Raw genomic sequence first — 20,669 nt, 5'->3', positions numbered from 1 at the left:
TTTACTCTTTATGTTGAAAACATTCATATCGATTTTTACCGCGTCTCTTGCTTTGATATAAAGCAAGGTCCGCTTGCTTAACTAATTCGACAGAATCGGTATTGAGTTGTGGAATAACGGATGAAACACCTAAACTAATAGTCACATGATCGTAAGGCGACTCGCTATGCGTAATTTGTAAATTATTGACAACTTGCCTTGTTTTCTCAGCAATGGCAAAACCTTCTACCAAATCACCTTCTAATAAAATAACAAATTCCTCACCACCATAACGAGCAAAAAAGTCGGTAGGTCTATTAATTGATTTTTGTATATTCTCAGCGACTTTCTTTAAACACTTATCGCCTGCTATATGCCCATAGGTATCATTAAATTTTTTAAATTCATCTATATCAATAAGTAATAACGTTAACGGTTCTTGGCTACGAGTTTTTACTTGCCATAATTTGTTAAGTGTATGGTCTAACCACCTTCTATTAAACACGCCTGTTAAATCATCGATTTGAGAGAGTGATTCAAGTGTAGCATTGGACTTTTCAAGTTTATCTCTACGCTCATTTACCATATCAATAACGGCATTAAAACCCACAATCAAGTCACCAATTTCATCATTTTTGTAACCTTCAATATGTTTTAAAGGTTGTTTATTTAATACCATTTCTTTAACGGACTCAGCAGCCTCTTTTAAAGGATTAAAAAAGAAAAACAGAAAAAAGGTAATCGCTAAAAAAACAGCCAAACTAACAATGACGCCACTGATAATAGAAGTTTCTAAGCTTTCATTTATCGTTTGATAAACTTTATCGACAGGCGTTCTTACAATAACAAACCAATTCAAGAAGCTAATATTAGCCGCTGCCGCCAACATTTCATCACCAGAGGCATCTACCGTATCACCAACCCCATTAAAGCCATCCATAACCTGATCATAGAAGATATCTTCTCCTCTTTTAGGGATGCTTTTGAATACTAAGCTTGGTGTACTGGAAGCTAAAAAAATCTGACTCGCTCTTGATATCACTAATGTATCGCTTGTCTCATTGTAATCATGGTCAAAAATATATTCCATAAACCCAGGACGATTCAAAAAAATAGGCGCTTCTAGGATCCCTAATACTTGACCGTTTTTATCTCTTAATGCTTTTGCAATGACAACAAGTACTTCATCAGTGACCTCAGAACGAAAAGGTGAACTAATAATAATATGTTGGCTATTTTTAGCATTTATTAACCATTCTCTATTTGAAAGATCTAAATTTTTTCTACTTGGAATAACTGGATATTCAGCTATAACACCTTTCCCGGTTGGATTTATAACAGCGAATCCTTGTGGAAAAAAATTAGTAAAAGCAATGTGTTCTTTGATTTTTTCGGTTAAAAAATCTTCGGACTGCATTTGTTCAGGAGGAATTAAATCTGCTAGAGCCACTAAAAATTTTGTTCGCTTATCAATTTTATTCTTTATATCTTTAGCGATAAATTTAGCTTTTGTATATTGCTCTTTATTAATTTGATTTTTTATTTCAGATTTAATGATTAGAAAATTGTAAATTTGTAACAATGTGAAAGCCACGACAATAAATGCCGAAACATAAATAGATAATTTAGTGGAAATACGCGATGGCGCCATGTGATCTAACAGTGTCTTCATCGAATCATAATTTATTGGTTAATACTTGGACATGAAGATACCTCTTTTAGCATACAAAAGTTAGTCGTTTTTTTGATAATGCGACTAAAAGTGACTAAATATTCACAGACTAGTTTAAAATCGTTTCAGTATTTAAAGGTATATCCGTTACCATTCAAGGTGAAAAACTCAGCAAGTCGTGAAGTAAACAGAACAAATTATAGACAGAAAGAAGCTGCTCTAAGCGTTAATCACTTATTTTAATAAAAAATAGGCGATTAAAAGTGCATTAGATAATTATTCTGTAAAAATGATGTTTAACAGAATGATTAATTCATTATAAAATCACTAACAATTGAAAATATACCTCTAGAAAAAATACTCCAAAAGTCACAATCAATTAGCTTATAACAACAAAAAATAAATATTTTTTTGTACGTTAAATTTCAAAATTCCAATTTGCAAATCATAAAATGCGACACAGATCGCCTTTTATAATTTATTTGTTATTTTTTTATGAACTTGATCAGAAAACCATATAGATTGGTCTACGTAATTTAAAAGACACGGATTGTCTGCATTTTAGCTGAAATAATTTTTATTATTTCAGCACTTACCTAAAAAATAATTTAATTATTACAATTTTTAAATAATTCTAAATAAAGGAAAATGAATATGACATTCAACAAATATCTAATTGCTATTACTTCTAGCGCGATCCTTTCAGCTCCTCTCTCTGCAGCAACTATTTACAAAAATGAAACTCAGGAATTTAATATCGGTGGGCGAGTTGAAGTAGGCGGCAGTTTAACAGATGGTGATTATTCTGATGAATCTAATGTACGTTTAAATGTAAATGGAAAAAATAAATTAAATGAAGGTTTAACTGTTTTTGGTCGCTACGAATTCGAAATCACAGAAAACGAAGATGATAATGAAGCAAATTTAAATACACGTCACCTTTAGGTGGGTGGTGAAACTAAATTCGGCACTCTTATTTATGGGCATCAAGAGAATGCTGTTACTTACCTAACAGACTTTACCGATTTAGCAGAAACGTATAGTGGTTACATTAACGAAAATACTGAAACATCGGCCGACCGCTCAAAAAACACATTACGTTACATTTATAAAACTGATGCATTAACTTTTCAAGCATCTGGAACACAAAATGCTAATAATAATGCCGATGGTTTTGGTTTGATGGCAGCTTATAAACTTACTCCTGAAGTTGAATTAGCTGCGGGTGTAACTAGCAGTGATCAAGAATATGGTAACGCAACAAATGTTGAAGATACTGACACCTCAAACTCTTACATACTTGCAGCGAGATACACTAAAGGCAGTATTTATTTAGCGGCAACAGGTATGCAAGGTAATATTTCAGCTGATGGTATTTCTGATTCTGATTTTGTAGCGGCAGATGCATTTGCCGCTTATTACTTTGGTGAAGATAACTCAAACATATTAAATATTGGTTATAGTTATTACTCTGCAGATGATATTGCATCATTAGAAACAAATTTTGTTTCACTAGAATATGCTCATTATATTGGTAACTTTGCAGTTTTCAGTAGTTATAAAATTGCATTAAATAATGATACCTCTAGTAGTACTGGTGACCGTGAAAATGAGTTGTTGTTAGGTGCGCGTTACGGTTTTTAACTCATATTTAAATAGAAATATCTATAAAGCACTCTTATGAGTGCTTTATAGTAGTAATGATTAAACTTATTTATCTAATCTAAGTTTACTTTTAAGAGTAAAAGCGAGAATTAAATATGAAATTACGGAATATTATTATAGTTGTCATAGTCAGTTTGTTAAGCCCGCAAGTACTCGCTGAGATCAATTTAACAACTCCCTCTCAGCTTAAGCTACAAGTTATTAATAATGAAATAGCAAAAAATGAGAATCCTCTCTTATTAGAGAATGGTAAAAATCAGATAGCATTTCGTTATGAGGATCGTTACCGCTCAGCTGGCGAAGATGTTTTTTTTACATCAGATATTATATTACTTACTTTTGAAGGTCATGATAACAACTACTTTATAACCTTACCTAAATTACGTACGGAAGGTGAACGTACAGACTTTAATAATAATCCTGTCATCATATTAAAAGATAGTAATGGTAAAACAGTATCATTTGAACAAGGGAAGCTACTGAAGAATGGTATTCAATTTAATCGTGACTTAATCTCAGAACTGCGTGTTTACAATCAAACATCTCAACCCGCTTCATTAAATCAACCTAAATCAATAATTAGCATGACAGGTAATGAATCTGAATCTGAAGCTGATGTTGCAGGTAAAATGTTAGATTATTGGTACAGTAAAGCGGATGAAAAGACTCGTGCAGCATTTAAAGCTCGTATTAATTAGAATATGCACACATAAAAATCAACTCTACTTGATTCAGTAGAGTTTGATAATTATGACTCTACATAACAGCCTCTCATTTCCCTCCCCTCTCGACCAAAAAATAATAATAAAGCCTTATTAAATAAAAAATACAATTTTTTTATATTTAGAAAGGTCAAGGTATCGACTCTAATGTCAAACACATCACTTTGTAAAAGCTAACGATCACATTAAAAATAAAACAAAATAAAACAATCACTTACATAAATATCGATTCGCTCATAAATCATTAAGACACGAGTAATTTTAATCGGTAAGGTTACCTAATCATTCCATACAACATCCTCTGACTCTATTAATTAGGGTTGTTACTGCTGTACAGAAAATAAATTAAAATCAACATATTAGAGCTGCAACAACAAGTTGGCACATATATTTCATTATGATCTGTAATATTTATTTTTTATCTTTTAAGCCCTATATATCCTTAATCACGCACTAAGAAATGATAAAAGCGCACTGAAATGAGGCGCAATGGCATTAAGATAATAAATATTAAACTTTATTGATTTTCGCATCAATGAAGCTTGTCTATTAAGCTTTGTATGTTATCTAAACAATACTATTAATATTGAATTAGTTTAAATATCTTATGAAATTTGAACCTATATTAGGAGAATGCTTTGACAACAATACCTGTTTGGGATGCTCATACTTGCGTTCCTTTAATTCCAGAGTACGATTTAGCATCGCTACAACGCCATATAGACTGTGGTGCCTATTATATCTCAATCAATATCGGGATGGACTTTAATCCTCTAAGCGACATTATCCAGATAATAGCAGGATTTAGAGAACGTATCAGCGAACTCGATTTTTTAATCCAAGTAGAAAGTTTTTCCGATGTTGAACGTGCCCAACGCGAAGGTAAATTAGCCGTTTCCTTTGATTTAGAAGGTGGCGTCCCCTTACATGAAAGCCCTGCGATGGTCGGATTGCTTGCAAAGCTTGGCGTACGACAAATACATTTAGCCTACAACCGCAGTAATTCCCTTGCCGGTGGTTGTCACGATGAAGACATTGGCTTAACGCCTAAAGGTCGAAAAATCGTAGATGCAATTAATACCAACAAATTATTTATGGATGTTTCTCATACAGGATACCGAACTAGTATGGATATTTTCGAATATTCCAACAAACCAGTGATCATTAGTCACGGTAATCCTCGCACACTCAAAGATCACGGTAGAAATTATCGCGATGATCAACTACAAGCCTGTGCAGCAACCGGTGGCGTCGTTTGTATTAATGGTGTAGCACGATTCCTAAACTCCCCACAAGCTAGCGCTGAAAGTATGGTGGAAGCCATCGATTATCTCGTTCAATTAATTGGGCCATCGCATGTAGGTGTCGGCTTAGATTATGTCTACGATACCCATTTAGATGATGGACCAGAAGGTTTAGAGACTAACCTTTGGTGGCCACCTGAACATGGTTACAATAAATCTAAGAATGGATTTTTAAATCTTTTATTCGCCCCACCAGAACGTTTTTTAGAAATGTCAGTACTACTTGAAAAGCGCGGTTACAAGCAATCTGATATCGCTGCTATCTATGGAAAAAATATGAACACCTTAGCCCAAAAAGTTTGGTGTTAACAATACATTGGAAATAAATCCCTGACCTCACCGTCAGGAAATATGGAGATTACAATATGAAGTCACTTTTTAAAAAAGCACGTCATCTAGCGGGAGCAACTGGTTTAGCCCTTGCACTTTCTACAGGATCAGTATCTGCAGCAACACCCAAAGATTCATTGGTTGTCGGTTGGCAATTCGATGACATTATTACTTTAGATAGTGCAGAAGCCTTTGAATTTTCAGGTTCTGAAGTGATAGGTAATACTTACGACCGTTTAATTAGTTATGATCCGAATGATGTCTCAAAAATATTTGGTCAAGCAGCTGAAAGTTGGACAATCAGCGAAGATGGTAAAACTTTTACCTTTAAAATACGTAAAGGGATTAAATTCGCTTCTGGTAATGAAATGACTGCAGAAGATGCGGCCTTCTCATTGCAACGTGCCGTTATTCTTAATAAAGCGCCTGGCTTTATATTGACCCAATTTGGTCTTAATGAAACCAATGTAAAAGATAAAGTCAAAGCCATTGACGCAAATACACTCGTATTTGAAACCGATAAAGCCTACGCCCCTACTTTCGTTTTATACTGTTTAACGGCCACCATTGCTTCAGTTGTTGATAAAGAAGAAGTCATGAAACATGAAGTCGATGGTGACATGGGACTTGCTTGGTTGCGTACTCATTACGCAGGTTCTGGTCCTTTTAAAGTAGAGCAGTGGAAACCGTCTGAAATTGTTGTATTGAGTGCTAACCAAAATTACTGGGATGGTGTTCCTGCAATGAAAAATGTGTTTCTTCGTCATATTGGTGAATCTTCCGTTCAACAATTACTACTTGAGAAAGGCGATATTGATATTGCTCGTAATCTTGAAACTGAACAGTTAAAAAGTGTCGCAGATAGCAAAAACATTAAATTAATTAAAAAAGGTAAAGGGACACTTTATTACCTTTCAATGAATATGAAAGATCCTATCTTAGCCAAACCTAAAGTACAGCAAGCGCTTAAATACTTAATCGATTACAAAGGATTGGCTGATACAGTTTGGGATGGACGTGGTCAAATACAACAAGCATTCCTACCTAAAGGTTTCCTTGGTGCATTAGAAGATCAGCCTTTCTCATTAGATATTGAAAAAGCAAAAGGATTATTAGCTGAAGCTGGTTACTCTGATGGTTTCGACGTTGAGTTAATCGTTCGAAATAGCCCTATTCGTGTTGATACGGCAAAATCAATCCAAACAACCTTCGCTAAAGTGGGTATTAACGTTAAATTGATTCCTATGGATGGTAAACAGGTTCTAACGGTATACCGTGCACGTAAACATCAACTATTCTTTGGTACATGGGGCCCGGATTATCAAGACCCGCATACCAATGCAGATACTTTTGCTAAAAACTTAGATAATAGCGATGATGCTAAATCTAAACCCGTCGCTTGGCGTAACGCTTATGCTCCTGAGCAAATGACTAAGGCTACGCTTGCAGCACTAGTGGAACGTGATGCAGATAAACGTGCAGCAATGTATTTAGCGATTCAAAAGGAACATCAACAAACAGCACCTTTCGCTTTTGTTATGCAAGAACAAGAAGTTGCTGGTGTACGTGCTAACATCGATGGATTTGTATTAGGTCCATCCTTCGATAGTAACTCTTACAAAGATGTTGTGAAAAAATAATGGGAAGTTCATTATCAAAAGGCGGTTATCTAGCTGCCTTTACTTCTTTTTATACTAAAAAAGCCAAACCATTCGTTCACTTTTTCAGTATGTTGGCCATGACTTTCTTCGGTTTATTATTACTCACCTTTGTGATTGGCCGAATGATGCCAACGGATCCCGTTATTGCAGTGCTCGGTGATAAAGCACCTGAAGCACTCTATCAGGCGACTTATATTGAAATGGGGCTCGACAAACCCATTATCACGCAGTTTTTCTACTACCTTAACGATGTATTACACGGTGATTTAGGTACCTCTGTTCGTACTGCAAACTTAGTCACCGATGACATTCTTAACTATTTTCCAGCAACCTTAGAACTGGCTACTCTTGCCACTATGTTTGGTATGTTAATTGGTATTCCAATGGGGGTCATCGCAGCCGTTAATCAAAATAAATGGCAAGATAATTTGGTGCGAATATTTGGTTTGATTGGACATAGTGCCCCGATATTTTGGCTAGCAATGATAGCCATTGTTGTTTTTTATCAGCATTTAGATTGGGTAGCCGCGCCTGAAGGTCGACTTAGCGTGATGTATGAATATACGCTTCCAAAAGTGACTAATATGGTGTTAATCGATACTTTATTGGCTCGAGATTGGGAGGCTTTTAAAGATGCCTTTGCCCATATTATTCTGCCCGCTTCTTTACTGTCCTATTACAGTATTGCCTACCTTAGCCGAATGACGCGCTCTTTTATGTTGGGCCAACTCAATCAAGAGTATGTCATTACTGCACGTGTAAAAGGCGTTTCTGAAACCGCTATTATATGGAAACATGCACTTGGTAATGCTTGGGTGCCTTTAATCACGGTTATTGCTCTCACCTATGCTTCTTTACTCGAAGGTTCGGTGTTAACTGAAATTGTATTTTCTTGGCCGGGCTTAGGTCGCTACATTACTGACGCCTTACTTGCGGCTGATATGAATGCAGTACTTGGCGGAACGATTGTCGTCGGTTTAGTGTTCATATTATTAAATTTAACCTCTGATTTGCTCTATAAAGTATTCGATCCCAGAGCAAAATAAATCTCTATATCACTAATCATTTCTCATCCAGAAGTGCTAACAAGGTTTGTTAAAAATGACTGAGTTAAAAGGTTGGCTGTTAGCCGAAAACCCAGATTCAAGAACACAGGCAGCGTTTGGTCGTGGCTATTTAGGCTGGCTTCGCTTTTATCATAATCCACTCGCTATGATTGGTTTTGTGATTGTACTTGCGTTGTTATTAATGGCGCTATTTGCCCCATATATCGCTCATGAAGGTATTACAAGCGGTCTCACCGGAGATGCACTTAAAGCATCTCGTTTTCTGCCTCCCTCTGCTGAACATTGGTTTGGAACAGATGGGCAAGCTAACGATGTGTTTAGTCGCATTATTATTGGTAGCCGCATAACGCTGGTTATCGTAGCCTTAGTTATTTTCACCGCCCCTATATTAGGCTTTATAATTGGTACTGTTTCTGGTTATTTTGGTGGCTGGGTGGATGTTTTATTAATGCGCATTACCGATGTATTTCTTGCTTTTCCTAAGTTAGTACTCGCATTGGCGCTGGCAGCTGCACTAGGTCGAGGTTTAGAATCGGCTATTTTTGCTATTGCAATCACCTCTTGGCCCGCTTATGCACGACTAGCCAGAGCCGAGACATTAACGATTCGTAATACCGATTATCTCGCAGCGGCAAAATTGCAAGGCGCAGGTCATTGGCGATTAATTTCAGGCCATATTATGCCGCTTTGCCTCTCATCATTAATTGTCCGTGTGACCTTAGATATGGCAGGTATTATTTTAACAGCAGCTGGTTTAGGCTTTCTTGGTCTAGGAGCACAGCCACCAACGCCTGAATGGGGCGCTATGATTGCTGAAGGTCGTGATTATATTCTTAGTTACTGGTGGTTAGCGACTTTTCCTGGTCTTGCTATTTTTACCGTGGCACTAGGCTTTAACCTACTTGGTGATGGGCTACGAGATGTATTAGATCCTAAATCAGGAGGCCAGCATTAATGACTTATATCGATAATAATAATGATCACTTATTAGAAGTAAAAAATCTCAATGTTGAATTTCCCTCGGTACATGGCTCTGTTCATGCGGTACGCGATATTTCCTTTAAAATGGGCCATGAAAAAATAGCCATTGTGGGTGAGTCTGGTTCAGGAAAATCACAAACGGGTCGCGCCATACTAGGATTGAGTCCGGGTAATGTCACTGCAGAAAAACTGATTTTTGATGGCGTAGATTTACAAAGTTTGTCCACACGAGATTACCGAAAAATCCGTGGTAAACGTATTTCGATGGTGATGCAAGATCCTAAATACTCACTCAATCCAGTAATGACCGTCGGTAAACAAATGATTGAAGCCTGCCAAATTCAAATGAAAGTATCTAAGAAACAAGCGATATCACGCTGCATTGAAATGCTTGAAGCTGTTCGTATTCGAAATCCACAACGAGTTTTTAATACCTACCCTCACGAAGTATCCGGAGGCATGGGACAACGTATTATGATTGCCATGATGTTACTGTCCAGCCCTGATCTGTTAATTGCCGATGAGCCGACATCAGCACTCGATGTAACCGTACAATTACAAGTATTAGCGATTATGGATGACCTAGTCAAAGAGCGTGGTATGGGACTTATTTTAATCTCACACGACTTGCCCTTAGTTGCCAGTTTTTGCGATCGTATATTGGTCATGTATGCAGGAAGAATTGTAGAGGAACTTGAAGCCAGCAAACTCGACCAAGCACAACACCCTTATGCCAAAGGTCTACTTTCTTGCCTACCAAATAATGCAATTAAGGGGCAACCTATAGCGACACTGCAACGCCAAGATAGTTGGTTGGATGGAACTTTAAATGCACAAGGTAAATTAATATGACCGACCCTAAAATACCCGCCATCACAATCAATGATTTATCGATTCATTTCGGTAGCGGTGACGAATTAGTAAAAGCCGTCGATCATGTTTCTTTTACCGTTCCCGCTCAACAGTCTTTTGGATTAGTTGGTGAATCAGGCTCAGGAAAGTCAACAATTTTACGTGCCCTTGCCGGGTTGAATACGCATTGTGATGGACAAATGTTACTGGAGGGAGAGTCATTACAAAGTGCTCGTAGTAAAGCTTTTTATAAAAAAGTACAGATGGTATTCCAAGATCCTTATGCATCGCTTCACCCTCGCCATACCATCGACAAAATACTCGCAGAACCACTTGCTATTCATGGTTTTAAAAACACCGAACAACGTATTGCAAAAGTGATGGAACAGGTCGCCCTTCCCAATAAATTTCGATTTCGTTATCCACATCAGTTATCTGGTGGGCAACGTCAACGTGTTGCAATTGCTCGTGCTTTAATTTTAGAACCTAAAATTTTATTACTTGATGAACCGACCTCTGCACTCGATGTTTCCATACAGGCTGAGATTCTCAATTTATTGAATCAATTACGCGAAGAATTATCTTTGACTTACATATTAGTGAGTCACGATTTGGCAGTCGTATCCTACATGTGTGAACAAATTGCGGTTATGCAACATGGTAAACTTGTCGAACTTTTGCAGGTTGATCAGCAAGGGAAAACAGATGCTAAAGATCCGTATACTTTGCAACTTAATTTAGCCTCAAAGGGTTACGATCGAGCAGTCATTGAACAATTTATCGACCATGATTGATATGTTAAATTGTTATGAGCAGGCAATGGAAAATCGATATGAGCCAGAAAAAATATGACTAAAAAATAAGTTTATGATGAGTATTGATCAAGTTTTGGGAGATGACAGTTATTGGAGCCTAGATAACCAACTCAGGGGCTGTTGTTATGTTTATTTTGAGACGGATAAACAGGCTAAGGTTAAAGACATGATATCAAAAGCTTTATTTGCGAATACATTACCTGAAAAATAGTTATTAAAGGCTGATGCCACAAAAACACATGGCTATAAACATTAAAAGCAACTTTAAAATATAAGCATGGTTAACACATTAACCATGCTTATATTTAGCTCAATATTAAAAGCGAAAGGCTTAACGTTTCGCTGCAATATCACGCAAAGCTTGTTTCTCAGCTGCTGATAAGAATGCGATGTCTAAGCCATTAATTTGTGCTTGTTTTATTTGCTCAAGAGACAAACCTGCTTTAGGCGCGGCAACTTCGTACTCGAAAGGTAACTCAATCCCTTCTACTGCTGGGTCATCAGTATTAAGTGATGCCATCACACCGTGGTTTAAGAATGTATTAATAGGGTGTTGGGTAATATCAGCAATGGTACTGGTTTGTATATTCGAAGTAATGCAAGACTCAATACCAATATTGTTTGCTACAAGATAATCCATTAATTTAAGATCTTCGATTGCTTTTACACCGTGACCAATACGCTCAGCACCTAATGAGTGAATTGCCTGCCATATACTTTCAGCGCCTGCTGCTTCACCTGCATGCACAGTAACGCGTAAACCTGCATCACGTACTTGTTTGAAGTGGTTAACAAATTGGTCACCTGGTTGACCTAGTTCATCACCCGCCAAATCAATCGCGACTAATTTATCTTTTTGGCTTAATAAGCCATCTAACTCTAATTGGCAGGCTTCAGTACCGAAAGTACGGCTCATTATTCCAATCAAATTTGTTTTAACATTAAAGTCTCGGCTACCTGTTGCCACACCAGCAACAACAGCTTCAACAACACCTTGGACAGGTAAATTATGCTTCATTGCCATATAGTAAGGAGAAAAACGTAATTCGGTATAATCAATCAGTGCGTTTTTAGCATCTTCGACATTTTCATATGCTACTTGATAACAAGCATCTAAATCACCTAATACAGCAACACCCCAATCTAATTTAGATAAGAAAGCCATTAAGTCAGGTTGTGTTTCAACTACTTGAACAAAGGGACGCAATGCATCAATACTTGTTGCGGGTAATGTTAGGTTAAACTTCTGGCCTAATTGTAAAATAGTTTCAATACGAATATTGCCATCTAAATGTCGATGTATATCAGTTAGAGGTAGATTTTTAGTGATCATTTTTTATTCCTTTGTATTGAAACCCTAATGGAACTCAAGCCACCTTAAAATGCAATTTCCGAGGTTACAAAATAAGGTAGCTTGAATTCAACTAGTATAAAGAGTGTGGTTATTTTTTGTTACTGGCAAACCTTTAATAAATCTAAATTTAAAAAATATTTTAAGTTAGTTAACATAATATGTTGTTATTAGCAGTTTATCATTTAACTTTAACTTTTTATTCATTGCCAGAAACATTTTAATTAAAAGTAGAAAACGGGCTTATTTTTAATCCTAGATTCGAATAATAAGGATATAGCTTAGTGAGTTATCACTTAACGGGTTATAACTCACTGAATGTACTTTTGTGTACTGGATACAACTAGCTATAGTCTAGTACTACTTTTAATACTAAACACTGTTAGCGCGAATAACTTCGTATACTTGCGGTTCAACAGCCACTTTTTTATCTTCACACTGGATCGCATTTAATACATTCTTTTGCGTTTCCATAAATTGTTGTTCTGTTTGAGCATGCACCATCGCAATAGGTGTTTGTGCATCTATTTTATCGCCAATACTAATCAACTCGCTTAAGCCTACCGCAAAGTCGATACCATCAGTTGCAACACGACGTCCGCCGCCCATATTGACTACAGACATACCAACCTCGCGCGCATCAATTGCACTGACATAACCACTTTGTGTGCTGTAGATAGGTCGAATAATGGCAGACTTAACCAAATGATCATCGTAATTTTCAACGAAATCAGTTGGACCACCAAGACCTGATACCATTTTCCCAAATAGCTCAGCAGCTTTACCGTTATCCAATACAGCTTGTAACTTAATATGTGCTTGTTGTGTATTCTCAGCTAGATTTGCTGATACCAACATTTCAGCACAAAGTGACATAGTGACTTCATGTAATCTTGGATTAACGTACTCACCGGTTAAGAATTGAACCGCTTCTCTTACTTCAACAGCGTTACCCGCACTACTTGCTAGTACTTGATCCATATTAGTAATTAAAGCAGAGGTTTTACAGCCAGCACCATTTGCGACGGCAACAATGCTATTAGCAAGTTGTTGTGATTGCTCATAGGTGGGCATAAAAGCACCGCTACCAGCTTTGACATCCATGACTAACGCATCTAATCCAGCCGCTAGTTTTTTTGATAAAATAGAAGCAGTAATCAATGGAATGGATTCAACCGTTGCGGTAATGTCTCGCGTTGCGTAAAAACGTTTATCAGCAGGCGCTAAGTTTGCGCTTTGTCCAATAATCGCTACACCTGTGGTTTTGACTACGTCTCTAAAATGTTGGTTAGTTACTGTGGTTTGATAACCAGGGATAGCATCTAACTTATCTAGTGTGCCTCCCGTATGGCCTAAGCCACGACCAGAGATCATCGGTACATAACCACCACAAGCAGCAACCATTGGACCGAGCATTAAAGAAGTAACATCGCCTACGCCACCGGTTGAGTGTTTATCTACGATAGGCCCATTTAAGTTCAATGAAGACCAATCTAGGACTTCACCGGAATTACGCATTGCAGATGCTAAAGCGACTCGTTCATCCATATTCATATCTTGAAAATAGATAGCCATCGCAAAGGCAGCGATTTGGCTTTCACTGATGCTATTGTCAGTAATACCTTGTATGAAGAAGTTAATTTCTTGGTTAGTTAAAATTTTTCCATCACGTTTATGGCGGATGATTTCTTGGGGGACTAGGATCATATACAAATTCCGATAATAAAGAGATAGTTAGATATCACTAAATGATTTGTGAATAGTTAATATTTACAAATAACTTAGGACGTAATGAGGGAAGAGGAGAATACCTGCAACACAGACATTATGCTGCAGGCAATAACAACATTTACTTAATAAAATTAAGCAAAGGCATTATTTATTAGAACTTATAAATGGCAGCAAAATAATGACTGACGCCAGTTGACTCGAACTCGCCAAAACCAAAGTTAACACCATCTTTGATACCGTAAACATCTTTATAAGCTTTAAGACCGTAACCTAATGAAAAACGATCTGAATGCCAGTAAATACCGTTAAACCAAGCTCCACCATTACTTGAAGTAGAGTACTCATCTTTTAAAGCAAATTGGTAATCAAAGTAACCTTGGTAAGCGAAGAATGAACCATTCTCGAAGAAGTAAAAAGGTTTAAACCAATTTGCTGATATTTGATATCCATTCCAGTCTTTATTGTTTACATCGTAAAGTGCATAAGCATTTAATCCGACTTTACCTAACCATGGCACGCTCACATCAGACCCAACACCGACAAATGCGTTATATAAATCCCCGTCACCATCAGCTTCAGTTGCAATTGAACCACCACCAATATTAAACAATGTCGCAAGATAAACTTCTTGAATTGGGCCAAATGATAAATCTTTACCGGTAATACCATCTAGAGAAAGGCGAGGAGCAAGTTTTGCAAAGACTCTACTAGTACCGTTACCTTTATCTGAGTTTTCACTACTTGTTAGATTGAAAAAATCAACGTAACCATAGAAATCTAGTACGCCAGAACGACCACCAAACTCAAGTTCAAAATAATCATGGCCGTTTTCATCAGCACCTTTAATACGCGGAGCTTCATCGATAGAATACATTAAGTTACCTTGCATCCATTTGTAGTCATTCTTGTGCGTGTCACCGTCCGTGTAATCGGCTGCAAATGTAGGCATGGCAGCTGCTAATCCAAGCGCTAGTAATGTTTTTTTCATTGTTAAATTCCTTTTTAAAAGTAAAAAATGCTAAATGATAATTTTTAATACTAAAGTGTTTCCAAAGCTCAATAATAAAATTTTGCATTCACTGTCGCGCACACTATGTAGTGAATACAAAATGCCTGACATTTACGCTATAAAATCAACTTCAAAGTCAGGTCTTTTTTCACACCTCTTTATTCTGCAACTACAGAATCAAGTGCGATTAGTACCATCTCATTAAAGCTCGTTTGACGCTCATCAGAAGATAGTTGTTCACCAGTGCGGATATGATCCGATACGGTTAAAATACATAATGCTTTTGCGCCGTACTCAGCAGCAACGCCATATAAACCAGCAGCTTCCATTTCTACACCTAAAATATTGTATTTTTCTAGTGTGTCGAATACTTCTGGCTCAGGTGTGTAGAAAGTATCAGCAGAAAAGATATTCCCTACTTGTGCTTTAATACCGTGTGCACGAGCTGCATTAACTGCTTTTTCTAATAGCTCGTAACTCGCGATAGCCGCGAAATCATGGTTAGCAAAACGAATGCGGTTTGCTTTTGAGTCTGTAGAAGCCCCCATACCGATGATCACATCACGCACTTTGATATCAGGACTAACAGCACCACAACTACCTACACGGATAATACTTTTAACGCCGTAATCTTTAATCAGTTCCGTTGCATAAATTGAGCAAGAAGGAATGCCCATACCACTTCCCATTACTGATATTTTCTTACCTTTGTAAGTACCAGTAAAACCTAACATGTTACGTACATCAGTTACTTGCACTACATCTTCTAAAAAGTTGTCTGCAATGTACTTTGCGCGTAGTGGGTCGCCAGGCATTAATACTGTTTCTGCAAATGCGCCATCGACTGCGTTAATATGTGGTGTTGCCATCTTTATTTCTCCAAAATTTTATTTAAAAATACTTTTACCGTATTCAAGATCAGGTAACTGGTGGTATTCCGCAATGGTTTGACCGATATCAGCAAACGTATCGCGAAGTCCTACCGAACCTGCTGGGACACTTTCTCCGTAGAAAATAACCGGAATATGTTCACGAGTATGGTCAGAACCAGGCCATGTAGGATCACATCCGTGATCCGCCGATAATACTAATAAGTCATCTTTATCCATTAACTCAAGCATTTCCGGCAAACGTGTATCAAAATATTCAAGTGCAGCGGCATAGCCTGCCACGTTGCGTCGATGACCAAAATCAGCATCAAAATTTACAAAGTTTGTAAAAATAATGATTTCTTTTTTCGCCTCTTTTAACGACTGTAACGTTGCATCAAATAATGCTTCAAGACCATTCGCTTTAATGGCTTGCGTAATACCTTGCGCTGCAAATATGTCAGAGATTTTACCGATACTAACCACTTCACCACCGCTGTCTTTCATGCGGTCAAGTAGGGTTTTTGATGGAGGTAATACTGAGTAATCATGACGATTACCAGTACGAGCAAACTCACCCGCTCTATCACCTGAGAATGGACGTGCAATGACACGGCCAATATTGTAAGGCTCTAATAATTCACGCGCGATTTCACACAGTTCATACAAGCGCTCTAAACCATACGTTTCTTCATGACAAGCAATCTGAAAAACACTGTCGCTTGATGTATAGAAAATAGGTTTGCCTGTTTTAATGTGCTCTTCACCAAGCTCGTCTAAAATGACTGTGCCTGATGAATGACAGTTTCCTAAATAACCGGAAATGCCAGAACGCTCAACAATCGCATCCAATAATTCTTGCGGAAAGCTATTTTGCTTAGATTTAAAATAGCCCCATTCATACAATACAGGTGCACCGGTTATTTCCCAGTGTCCACTTGGTGTGTCTTTACCAGTAGAAATTTCTTGCGCATGTCCATAAGCTGAGATGGGTACGATAGATTCATCTAGCCCCTGTGGGAACTCGCCTGAACTACCTTGGCAAGCATGTGCTAACCCTAACTTAGTTAGGTTAGGAATAAACAAAGGTCCTTTACGACCAATATCAGCTTCGCCGGCAGCACAAAGTTTTGCAATGCTACCAAAAGTATTAGCACCAACATCATTGAAAACGGTGCCGTCTGCTAAGCTACCTTCAAATTTTTCAGCATCGTGACTTGCGCCAATGCCTAAAGAATCAAGTAATAAAAAAATAGTACGTTTCATTAGTAACCTCCTGTCTCAACAGGTTTGTCAGCTAAATTAAGCTCTGATAATAAGCTTGCTAACAAACTTGAAGCGCCAAAACGGAAATGTTCGGCATTAACCCAGTCATCGCCCATAATGTCACGGGCAAGCTGCATATAATCATTTGCTGTCTGTGCATCTTTCACACCACCAGCGGCTTTAAAACCAACGTTTTTGCCCGACTTCTTAATTGTGCTAATCATCACTTCAGTTGCTTCTAATGTTGCATTAACAGGTACTTTACCGGTTGATGTTTTAATAAAGTCGGCACCCGCTTCAATACAGATTAAACTTGCTTGTTCAATCAGTTCAGATGTTTTCAATTCACCCGTTTCAATGATCACTTTTAATGTTACTGCTTTACCACAGACTTCACGGCAAGCTTTAACCATTTCTTCACCAACAACTGCATTACCAGCAATCAGTGCACGGTATGGGAACACTAAATCAACTTCGTCTGCACCATAAGCAACAGCGGCTTTAGTCTCTGCGACAGCGATTTCAATATCATCATTACCGTGTGGGAAATTGGTCACTGTTGCGATTTTAATATCGGCTGTATCTTGTGCTTTTAGTGTTTTACGCGCGATAGGAATAAAGCGAGGGTAAATACAAACAGCGGCGGTATAGCCTGCAGCGCTATTTGCTTGCTGACATAATTCAATGACTTTTTGGTCTGTATCGTTATCATTAAGCGTAGTTAAATCCATCAAATGAATTGCTTGTCGCGATGCTTGTTGTAAATCACTCATTTTAAAAATCCTTTGATTTCATTGTTAGTTAATATTAACCACTTAAATATTAAAGACTTAAAATCAGCACTTAACACGAACAACTTAAGGGTCAGTATTTAAGTGTTAGTACTATCAATGCCAGTACTTAAGTTTCAATAATTAGGGTTTAGCATTTATGTTTATAGCGAGAAACGTAAATGCTAAAACCTAAAAGAAAGTATTATTGAGGGCTCTTTACGAGCGCCTCAATATTTTTAGCTATTGCCTATATAACGCTATGCAATACTTAGTGCAAAGAAGATACCGACTAATGTTGCACTCATTAAGTTAGATAATGTACCAGCCATTACCGCTTTCAAACCTAAACGAGCAATATCAGGGCGACGTGACGGGGCTAATACACCTAGACCACCTAATAAAATAGCCATCGAAGATAGGTTAGCAAAACCACATAAAGCAACAGTGATAATGACTTGAGAATGTTCACTTAACGCATCTTTAACACCCATGAAGTTGATGTAAGCAACAAACTCATTCACTACTAGCTTTTGGCCTAAAAGACTACCTGCTACAACGGCTTCAGACCATGGGATACCAATTAAGAAAGCGATTGGTGCAAATAAGTAACCTAAAATTTGTTCCAATGTTAATGCTTGAATACCAATAACATCACCAAATGAACCTAAGATAGTATTAATTAAAGCAATTAATGCGATGAACGCAATTAACATTGCACCTACATTTAACGCTAATTTAAGACCTGAAGAAGCACCTGACGCCGCGGCATCGATAACATTAACAGGCTTATCTTCGTCACCATCGGCAGCTAATTCATCAGCAGACAGCTCTTTAGTCGTTTCAGTTTCTGGCTCTAGTATTTTTGCCATTAATAGGCCACCAGGTGCTGCCATGAAAGAAGCTGCGATTAAGTATTCAAGACTAACACCTAGCGATGCATACCCTACTAATACAGAACCGGCTACCGAAGCTAAACCACCACACATAACAGCAAATAACTCAGAGCGAGTCATATGTTTGATGTAAGGTTTAACGACTAATGGCGCTTCAGTTTGACCAACAAATACGTTAGCAGCTGCAGACATTGATTCAGTACGACTAGTACCTAACAATTTTTGTAATGCACCACCAAATATTTTGATAATGAATTGCATAATACCTAGGTAATACAGTACAGCCATGAATGACGCAAAGAAGATAATGATAGGGAGTACTTTAAAAGCAAAGACAAAACCGCCACCGCCAAATACTTCAAACATTTTACCAGAGACTAAACCACCAAATAGGAAGCTAACACCGGCGTTGGCACTATTAATTACACCTTGAACAGCAGCTGAAATACCCTGTAGAAATGACGCGCCCCACGGAGTAAATATAACAAAAGCAGGTATAATTGCTTGTATCGCGAAAGCACCACCAACAGTACGGTAGTTAATTGATTTTTTATGCTTAGAAAAAATAAAAGCAATTAACAGTAAGGAAATAATCCCCACTAAACCCATGATGATTTGCATATTTGTACTCCATTTCATTTATGTCAATTTGACTGAAGAATAACCCAACAGTCATCTTCATCTAATATCCTGGCCAACCCAGGCATGTATAATCCGAGATATTCGAATATTGGTTGGTTTGTTATTTCCTTAACAAACCAAATTTCTTAAACAATGACTATAATTTTTCCATAATCATGGTTTCTAATTTATTTTGATCGATGGCAAAATTGCGAATACCTTCCGCTAATTTTTCAATGGCCATCGGGTCTTGATGATGAGCCCATAAAAACTCAGCTTCCGTTAACGGTGCTGGGGCTGCTTTTACATCGACATCAGAAAATAATTTGGTTTCAACCTGCCCTTCTGTCTCACTTAGCTCTTGTAATAATTGTGGGCTAATCGTTAACCGGTCACAACCAGCAAGCTCTAAAATTTCACCGATATTTCTGAAACTTGCGCCCATCACAACCGTTTTGTAACCATGTGCTTTGTAGTAGTCGTAAATTTTACTTACAGACAATACACCTGGGTCTTCAGCAGCAGAAAAGTCTGTTCCCTGCTTCGCTTTATACCAATCCATAATGCGGCCAACAAATGGCGAAATTAAAAACACATTGGCTTCAGCACAAGCCTGTGCTTGAGCGAATGAAAAAAGCAGCGTGAGATTACAGTTAATCCCCTCTTTTTCAAGCACTTTAGCGGCCTGAATACCATTCCAAGTAGCTGCTAGCTTGATTAAGATACGATCATTGTTTATTCCTGCATCGTTATACATTTTTATCAGTTGACGTGCTTTCGCTAAGCTTGCATCGGTGTCATAAGAAAGACGTGCATCAACTTCGGTAGAAATACGCCCTGGTATTGTTTTTAAAATCTCTTTACCAATATTGACAGCTAACATGTCACAAGCGATTTCTACTTGTTGTTGCTTTCCTGTGCTTTGATTTTTTGCATAATCGATAGCATTTTCAATTAGTGGTGCATAAGCTTCGATAGTTGCCGCTTTTAAGATAAGTGATGGATTAGTTGTTGCATCCTCAGGTTGATATTGTTTAATTGCTTCAATATCACCGGTATCTGCAACAACGGTTGTTACTTTGCGTAACTGCTCTAATTTATTCTGCAT

At 37.6% G+C, this 20,669-nt stretch carries 18 protein-coding genes; 9 read left to right on the top strand and 9 right to left on the bottom strand.

Annotated elements, in window-relative coordinates; all coding sequences use genetic code 11:
- Position 1 precedes the first annotated feature (1 nt).
- Positions 2 to 1,651: a sensor domain-containing diguanylate cyclase gene (locus V6255_RS07005; protein WP_341627510.1), complete on the bottom strand. Its 1,650-nt coding sequence runs from the start codon at positions 1,649 to 1,651 to the stop codon at positions 2 to 4.
- A gap of 654 nt (positions 1,652 to 2,305) precedes the next feature.
- On the opposite strand from V6255_RS07005, the gene V6255_RS07000 reads away from it, so the two are divergent.
- From V6255_RS07000 to V6255_RS06960, 9 genes are all read left to right on the top strand, one after another.
- Complete coding sequence (locus V6255_RS07000) at positions 2,306 to 2,596, top strand: hypothetical protein (RefSeq protein WP_341627509.1); 291 nt, start codon at positions 2,306 to 2,308, stop codon at positions 2,594 to 2,596.
- Positions 2,597 to 3,295: a hypothetical protein gene (locus V6255_RS06995; protein ID WP_341627508.1), complete on the top strand. Its 699-nt coding sequence runs from the start codon at positions 2,597 to 2,599 to the stop codon at positions 3,293 to 3,295. It abuts the gene before it with no gap.
- 116 nt (positions 3,296 to 3,411) lie between these two features.
- Positions 3,412 to 4,014: a DUF2057 domain-containing protein gene (locus V6255_RS06990; RefSeq protein WP_341627507.1), complete on the top strand. Its 603-nt coding sequence runs from the start codon at positions 3,412 to 3,414 to the stop codon at positions 4,012 to 4,014.
- Positions 4,015 to 4,676: 662 nt separating this feature from the next.
- Entirely contained in the window at positions 4,677 to 5,651 is a 975-nt protein-coding gene (locus tag V6255_RS06985) for a dipeptidase (RefSeq protein WP_341627506.1), read from the top strand.
- A 56-nt stretch (positions 5,652 to 5,707) separates the two neighbouring features.
- A complete protein-coding gene (locus V6255_RS06980; RefSeq protein WP_341627505.1) occupies positions 5,708 to 7,312 on the top strand; it encodes an ABC transporter substrate-binding protein in 1,605 nt (534 codons plus the stop codon).
- A complete protein-coding gene (locus V6255_RS06975; protein ID WP_341627504.1) occupies positions 7,312 to 8,379 on the top strand; it encodes an ABC transporter permease in 1,068 nt (355 codons plus the stop codon). The genes V6255_RS06980 and V6255_RS06975 overlap by 1 nt, the downstream gene beginning before the upstream one ends.
- 55 nt (positions 8,380 to 8,434) lie before the next feature.
- On the top strand, positions 8,435 to 9,355 hold the full coding sequence (locus V6255_RS06970; RefSeq protein WP_341627503.1) for an ABC transporter permease: 921 nt from the start codon (positions 8,435 to 8,437) through the stop codon (positions 9,353 to 9,355).
- Positions 9,355 to 10,233 carry an ABC transporter ATP-binding protein gene (locus tag V6255_RS06965; protein WP_341627502.1) on the top strand — a complete coding sequence of 293 codons (879 nt, stop codon included), beginning with the start codon at positions 9,355 to 9,357 and terminating at the stop codon, positions 10,231 to 10,233. The genes V6255_RS06970 and V6255_RS06965 overlap by 1 nt, the downstream gene beginning before the upstream one ends.
- Positions 10,230 to 11,027 (top strand): ABC transporter ATP-binding protein, encoded by a 798-nt coding sequence (locus V6255_RS06960; RefSeq protein WP_137297765.1) that lies wholly within the window; start codon positions 10,230 to 10,232, stop codon positions 11,025 to 11,027. Before V6255_RS06965 ends, V6255_RS06960 begins: the two co-directional genes overlap by 4 nt.
- 352 nt (positions 11,028 to 11,379) lie before the next feature.
- Here V6255_RS06960 and add read toward each other — a convergent pair whose 3' ends face one another.
- From add to tal, 8 genes are all read right to left on the bottom strand, one after another.
- Entirely contained in the window at positions 11,380 to 12,381 is a 1,002-nt protein-coding gene (add, locus tag V6255_RS06955; protein ID WP_341627501.1) for an adenosine deaminase, read from the bottom strand.
- A 390-nt stretch (positions 12,382 to 12,771) separates the two neighbouring features.
- On the bottom strand, positions 12,772 to 14,103 hold the full coding sequence (deoA, locus tag V6255_RS06950) for a thymidine phosphorylase (protein WP_341627547.1): 1,332 nt from the start codon (positions 14,101 to 14,103) through the stop codon (positions 12,772 to 12,774).
- Between the two features lie 178 nt (positions 14,104 to 14,281).
- A complete protein-coding gene (locus V6255_RS06945; RefSeq protein ID WP_341627500.1) occupies positions 14,282 to 15,118 on the bottom strand; it encodes an outer membrane protein OmpK in 837 nt (278 codons plus the stop codon).
- Between the two features lie 179 nt (positions 15,119 to 15,297).
- A complete protein-coding gene (gene deoD, locus V6255_RS06940; protein WP_160063180.1) occupies positions 15,298 to 16,008 on the bottom strand; it encodes a purine-nucleoside phosphorylase in 711 nt (236 codons plus the stop codon).
- Between the two features lie 18 nt (positions 16,009 to 16,026).
- Positions 16,027 to 17,274, bottom strand: coding sequence for a phosphopentomutase (locus tag V6255_RS06935; protein ID WP_341627499.1), 1,248 nt, complete (start codon positions 17,272 to 17,274; stop codon positions 16,027 to 16,029).
- On the bottom strand, positions 17,274 to 18,047 hold the full coding sequence (gene deoC, locus V6255_RS06930) for a deoxyribose-phosphate aldolase (protein WP_341627498.1): 774 nt from the start codon (positions 18,045 to 18,047) through the stop codon (positions 17,274 to 17,276). The genes V6255_RS06935 and deoC overlap by 1 nt, the downstream gene beginning before the upstream one ends.
- A gap of 257 nt (positions 18,048 to 18,304) precedes the next feature.
- Positions 18,305 to 19,561 (bottom strand): NupC/NupG family nucleoside CNT transporter, encoded by a 1,257-nt coding sequence (locus V6255_RS06925; protein WP_341627497.1) that lies wholly within the window; start codon positions 19,559 to 19,561, stop codon positions 18,305 to 18,307.
- A gap of 157 nt (positions 19,562 to 19,718) precedes the next feature.
- Positions 19,719 to 20,669 (bottom strand): transaldolase, encoded by a 951-nt coding sequence (gene tal / locus V6255_RS06920; protein ID WP_341627496.1) that lies wholly within the window; start codon positions 20,667 to 20,669, stop codon positions 19,719 to 19,721.

The organism is Psychromonas arctica, from assembly GCF_038155225.1.
Classification (GTDB): Bacteria; Pseudomonadota; Gammaproteobacteria; order Enterobacterales; family Psychromonadaceae; genus Psychromonas; species Psychromonas arctica_B.
The sequence above is the reverse complement of the archived record's forward strand: the minus strand, read 5'-3'. Positions and strand labels throughout refer to the sequence as shown.

Excerpts from the sequence above, each read along its gene's own strand:
- V6255_RS07005 (WP_341627510.1), bottom strand. The coding sequence starts at position 1,651 with ATGAAGACACTGTTAGATCACATGGCGCCATCGCGTATTTCCACTAAA.
- V6255_RS07000 (WP_341627509.1), top strand. The coding sequence starts at position 2,306 with ATGACATTCAACAAATATCTAATTGCTATTACTTCTAGCGCGATCCTT.
- V6255_RS06990 (WP_341627507.1), top strand. The coding sequence starts at position 3,412 with ATGAAATTACGGAATATTATTATAGTTGTCATAGTCAGTTTGTTAAGC.
- V6255_RS06980 (WP_341627505.1), top strand. The coding sequence starts at position 5,708 with ATGAAGTCACTTTTTAAAAAAGCACGTCATCTAGCGGGAGCAACTGGT.
- V6255_RS06975 (WP_341627504.1), top strand. The coding sequence starts at position 7,312 with ATGGGAAGTTCATTATCAAAAGGCGGTTATCTAGCTGCCTTTACTTCT.
- V6255_RS06970 (WP_341627503.1), top strand. The coding sequence starts at position 8,435 with ATGACTGAGTTAAAAGGTTGGCTGTTAGCCGAAAACCCAGATTCAAGA.
- V6255_RS06965 (WP_341627502.1), top strand. The coding sequence starts at position 9,355 with ATGACTTATATCGATAATAATAATGATCACTTATTAGAAGTAAAAAAT.
- V6255_RS06960 (WP_137297765.1), top strand. The coding sequence starts at position 10,230 with ATGACCGACCCTAAAATACCCGCCATCACAATCAATGATTTATCGATT.
- add (WP_341627501.1), bottom strand. The coding sequence starts at position 12,381 with ATGATCACTAAAAATCTACCTCTAACTGATATACATCGACATTTAGAT.
- V6255_RS06945 (WP_341627500.1), bottom strand. The coding sequence starts at position 15,118 with ATGAAAAAAACATTACTAGCGCTTGGATTAGCAGCTGCCATGCCTACA.
- deoD (WP_160063180.1), bottom strand. The coding sequence starts at position 16,008 with ATGGCAACACCACATATTAACGCAGTCGATGGCGCATTTGCAGAAACA.
- V6255_RS06935 (WP_341627499.1), bottom strand. The coding sequence starts at position 17,274 with ATGAAACGTACTATTTTTTTATTACTTGATTCTTTAGGCATTGGCGCA.
- deoC (WP_341627498.1), bottom strand. The coding sequence starts at position 18,047 with ATGAGTGATTTACAACAAGCATCGCGACAAGCAATTCATTTGATGGAT.
- V6255_RS06925 (WP_341627497.1), bottom strand. The coding sequence starts at position 19,561 with ATGCAAATCATCATGGGTTTAGTGGGGATTATTTCCTTACTGTTAATT.
- tal (WP_341627496.1), bottom strand. The coding sequence starts at position 20,669 with ATGCAGAATAAATTAGAGCAGTTACGCAAAGTAACAACCGTTGTTGCA.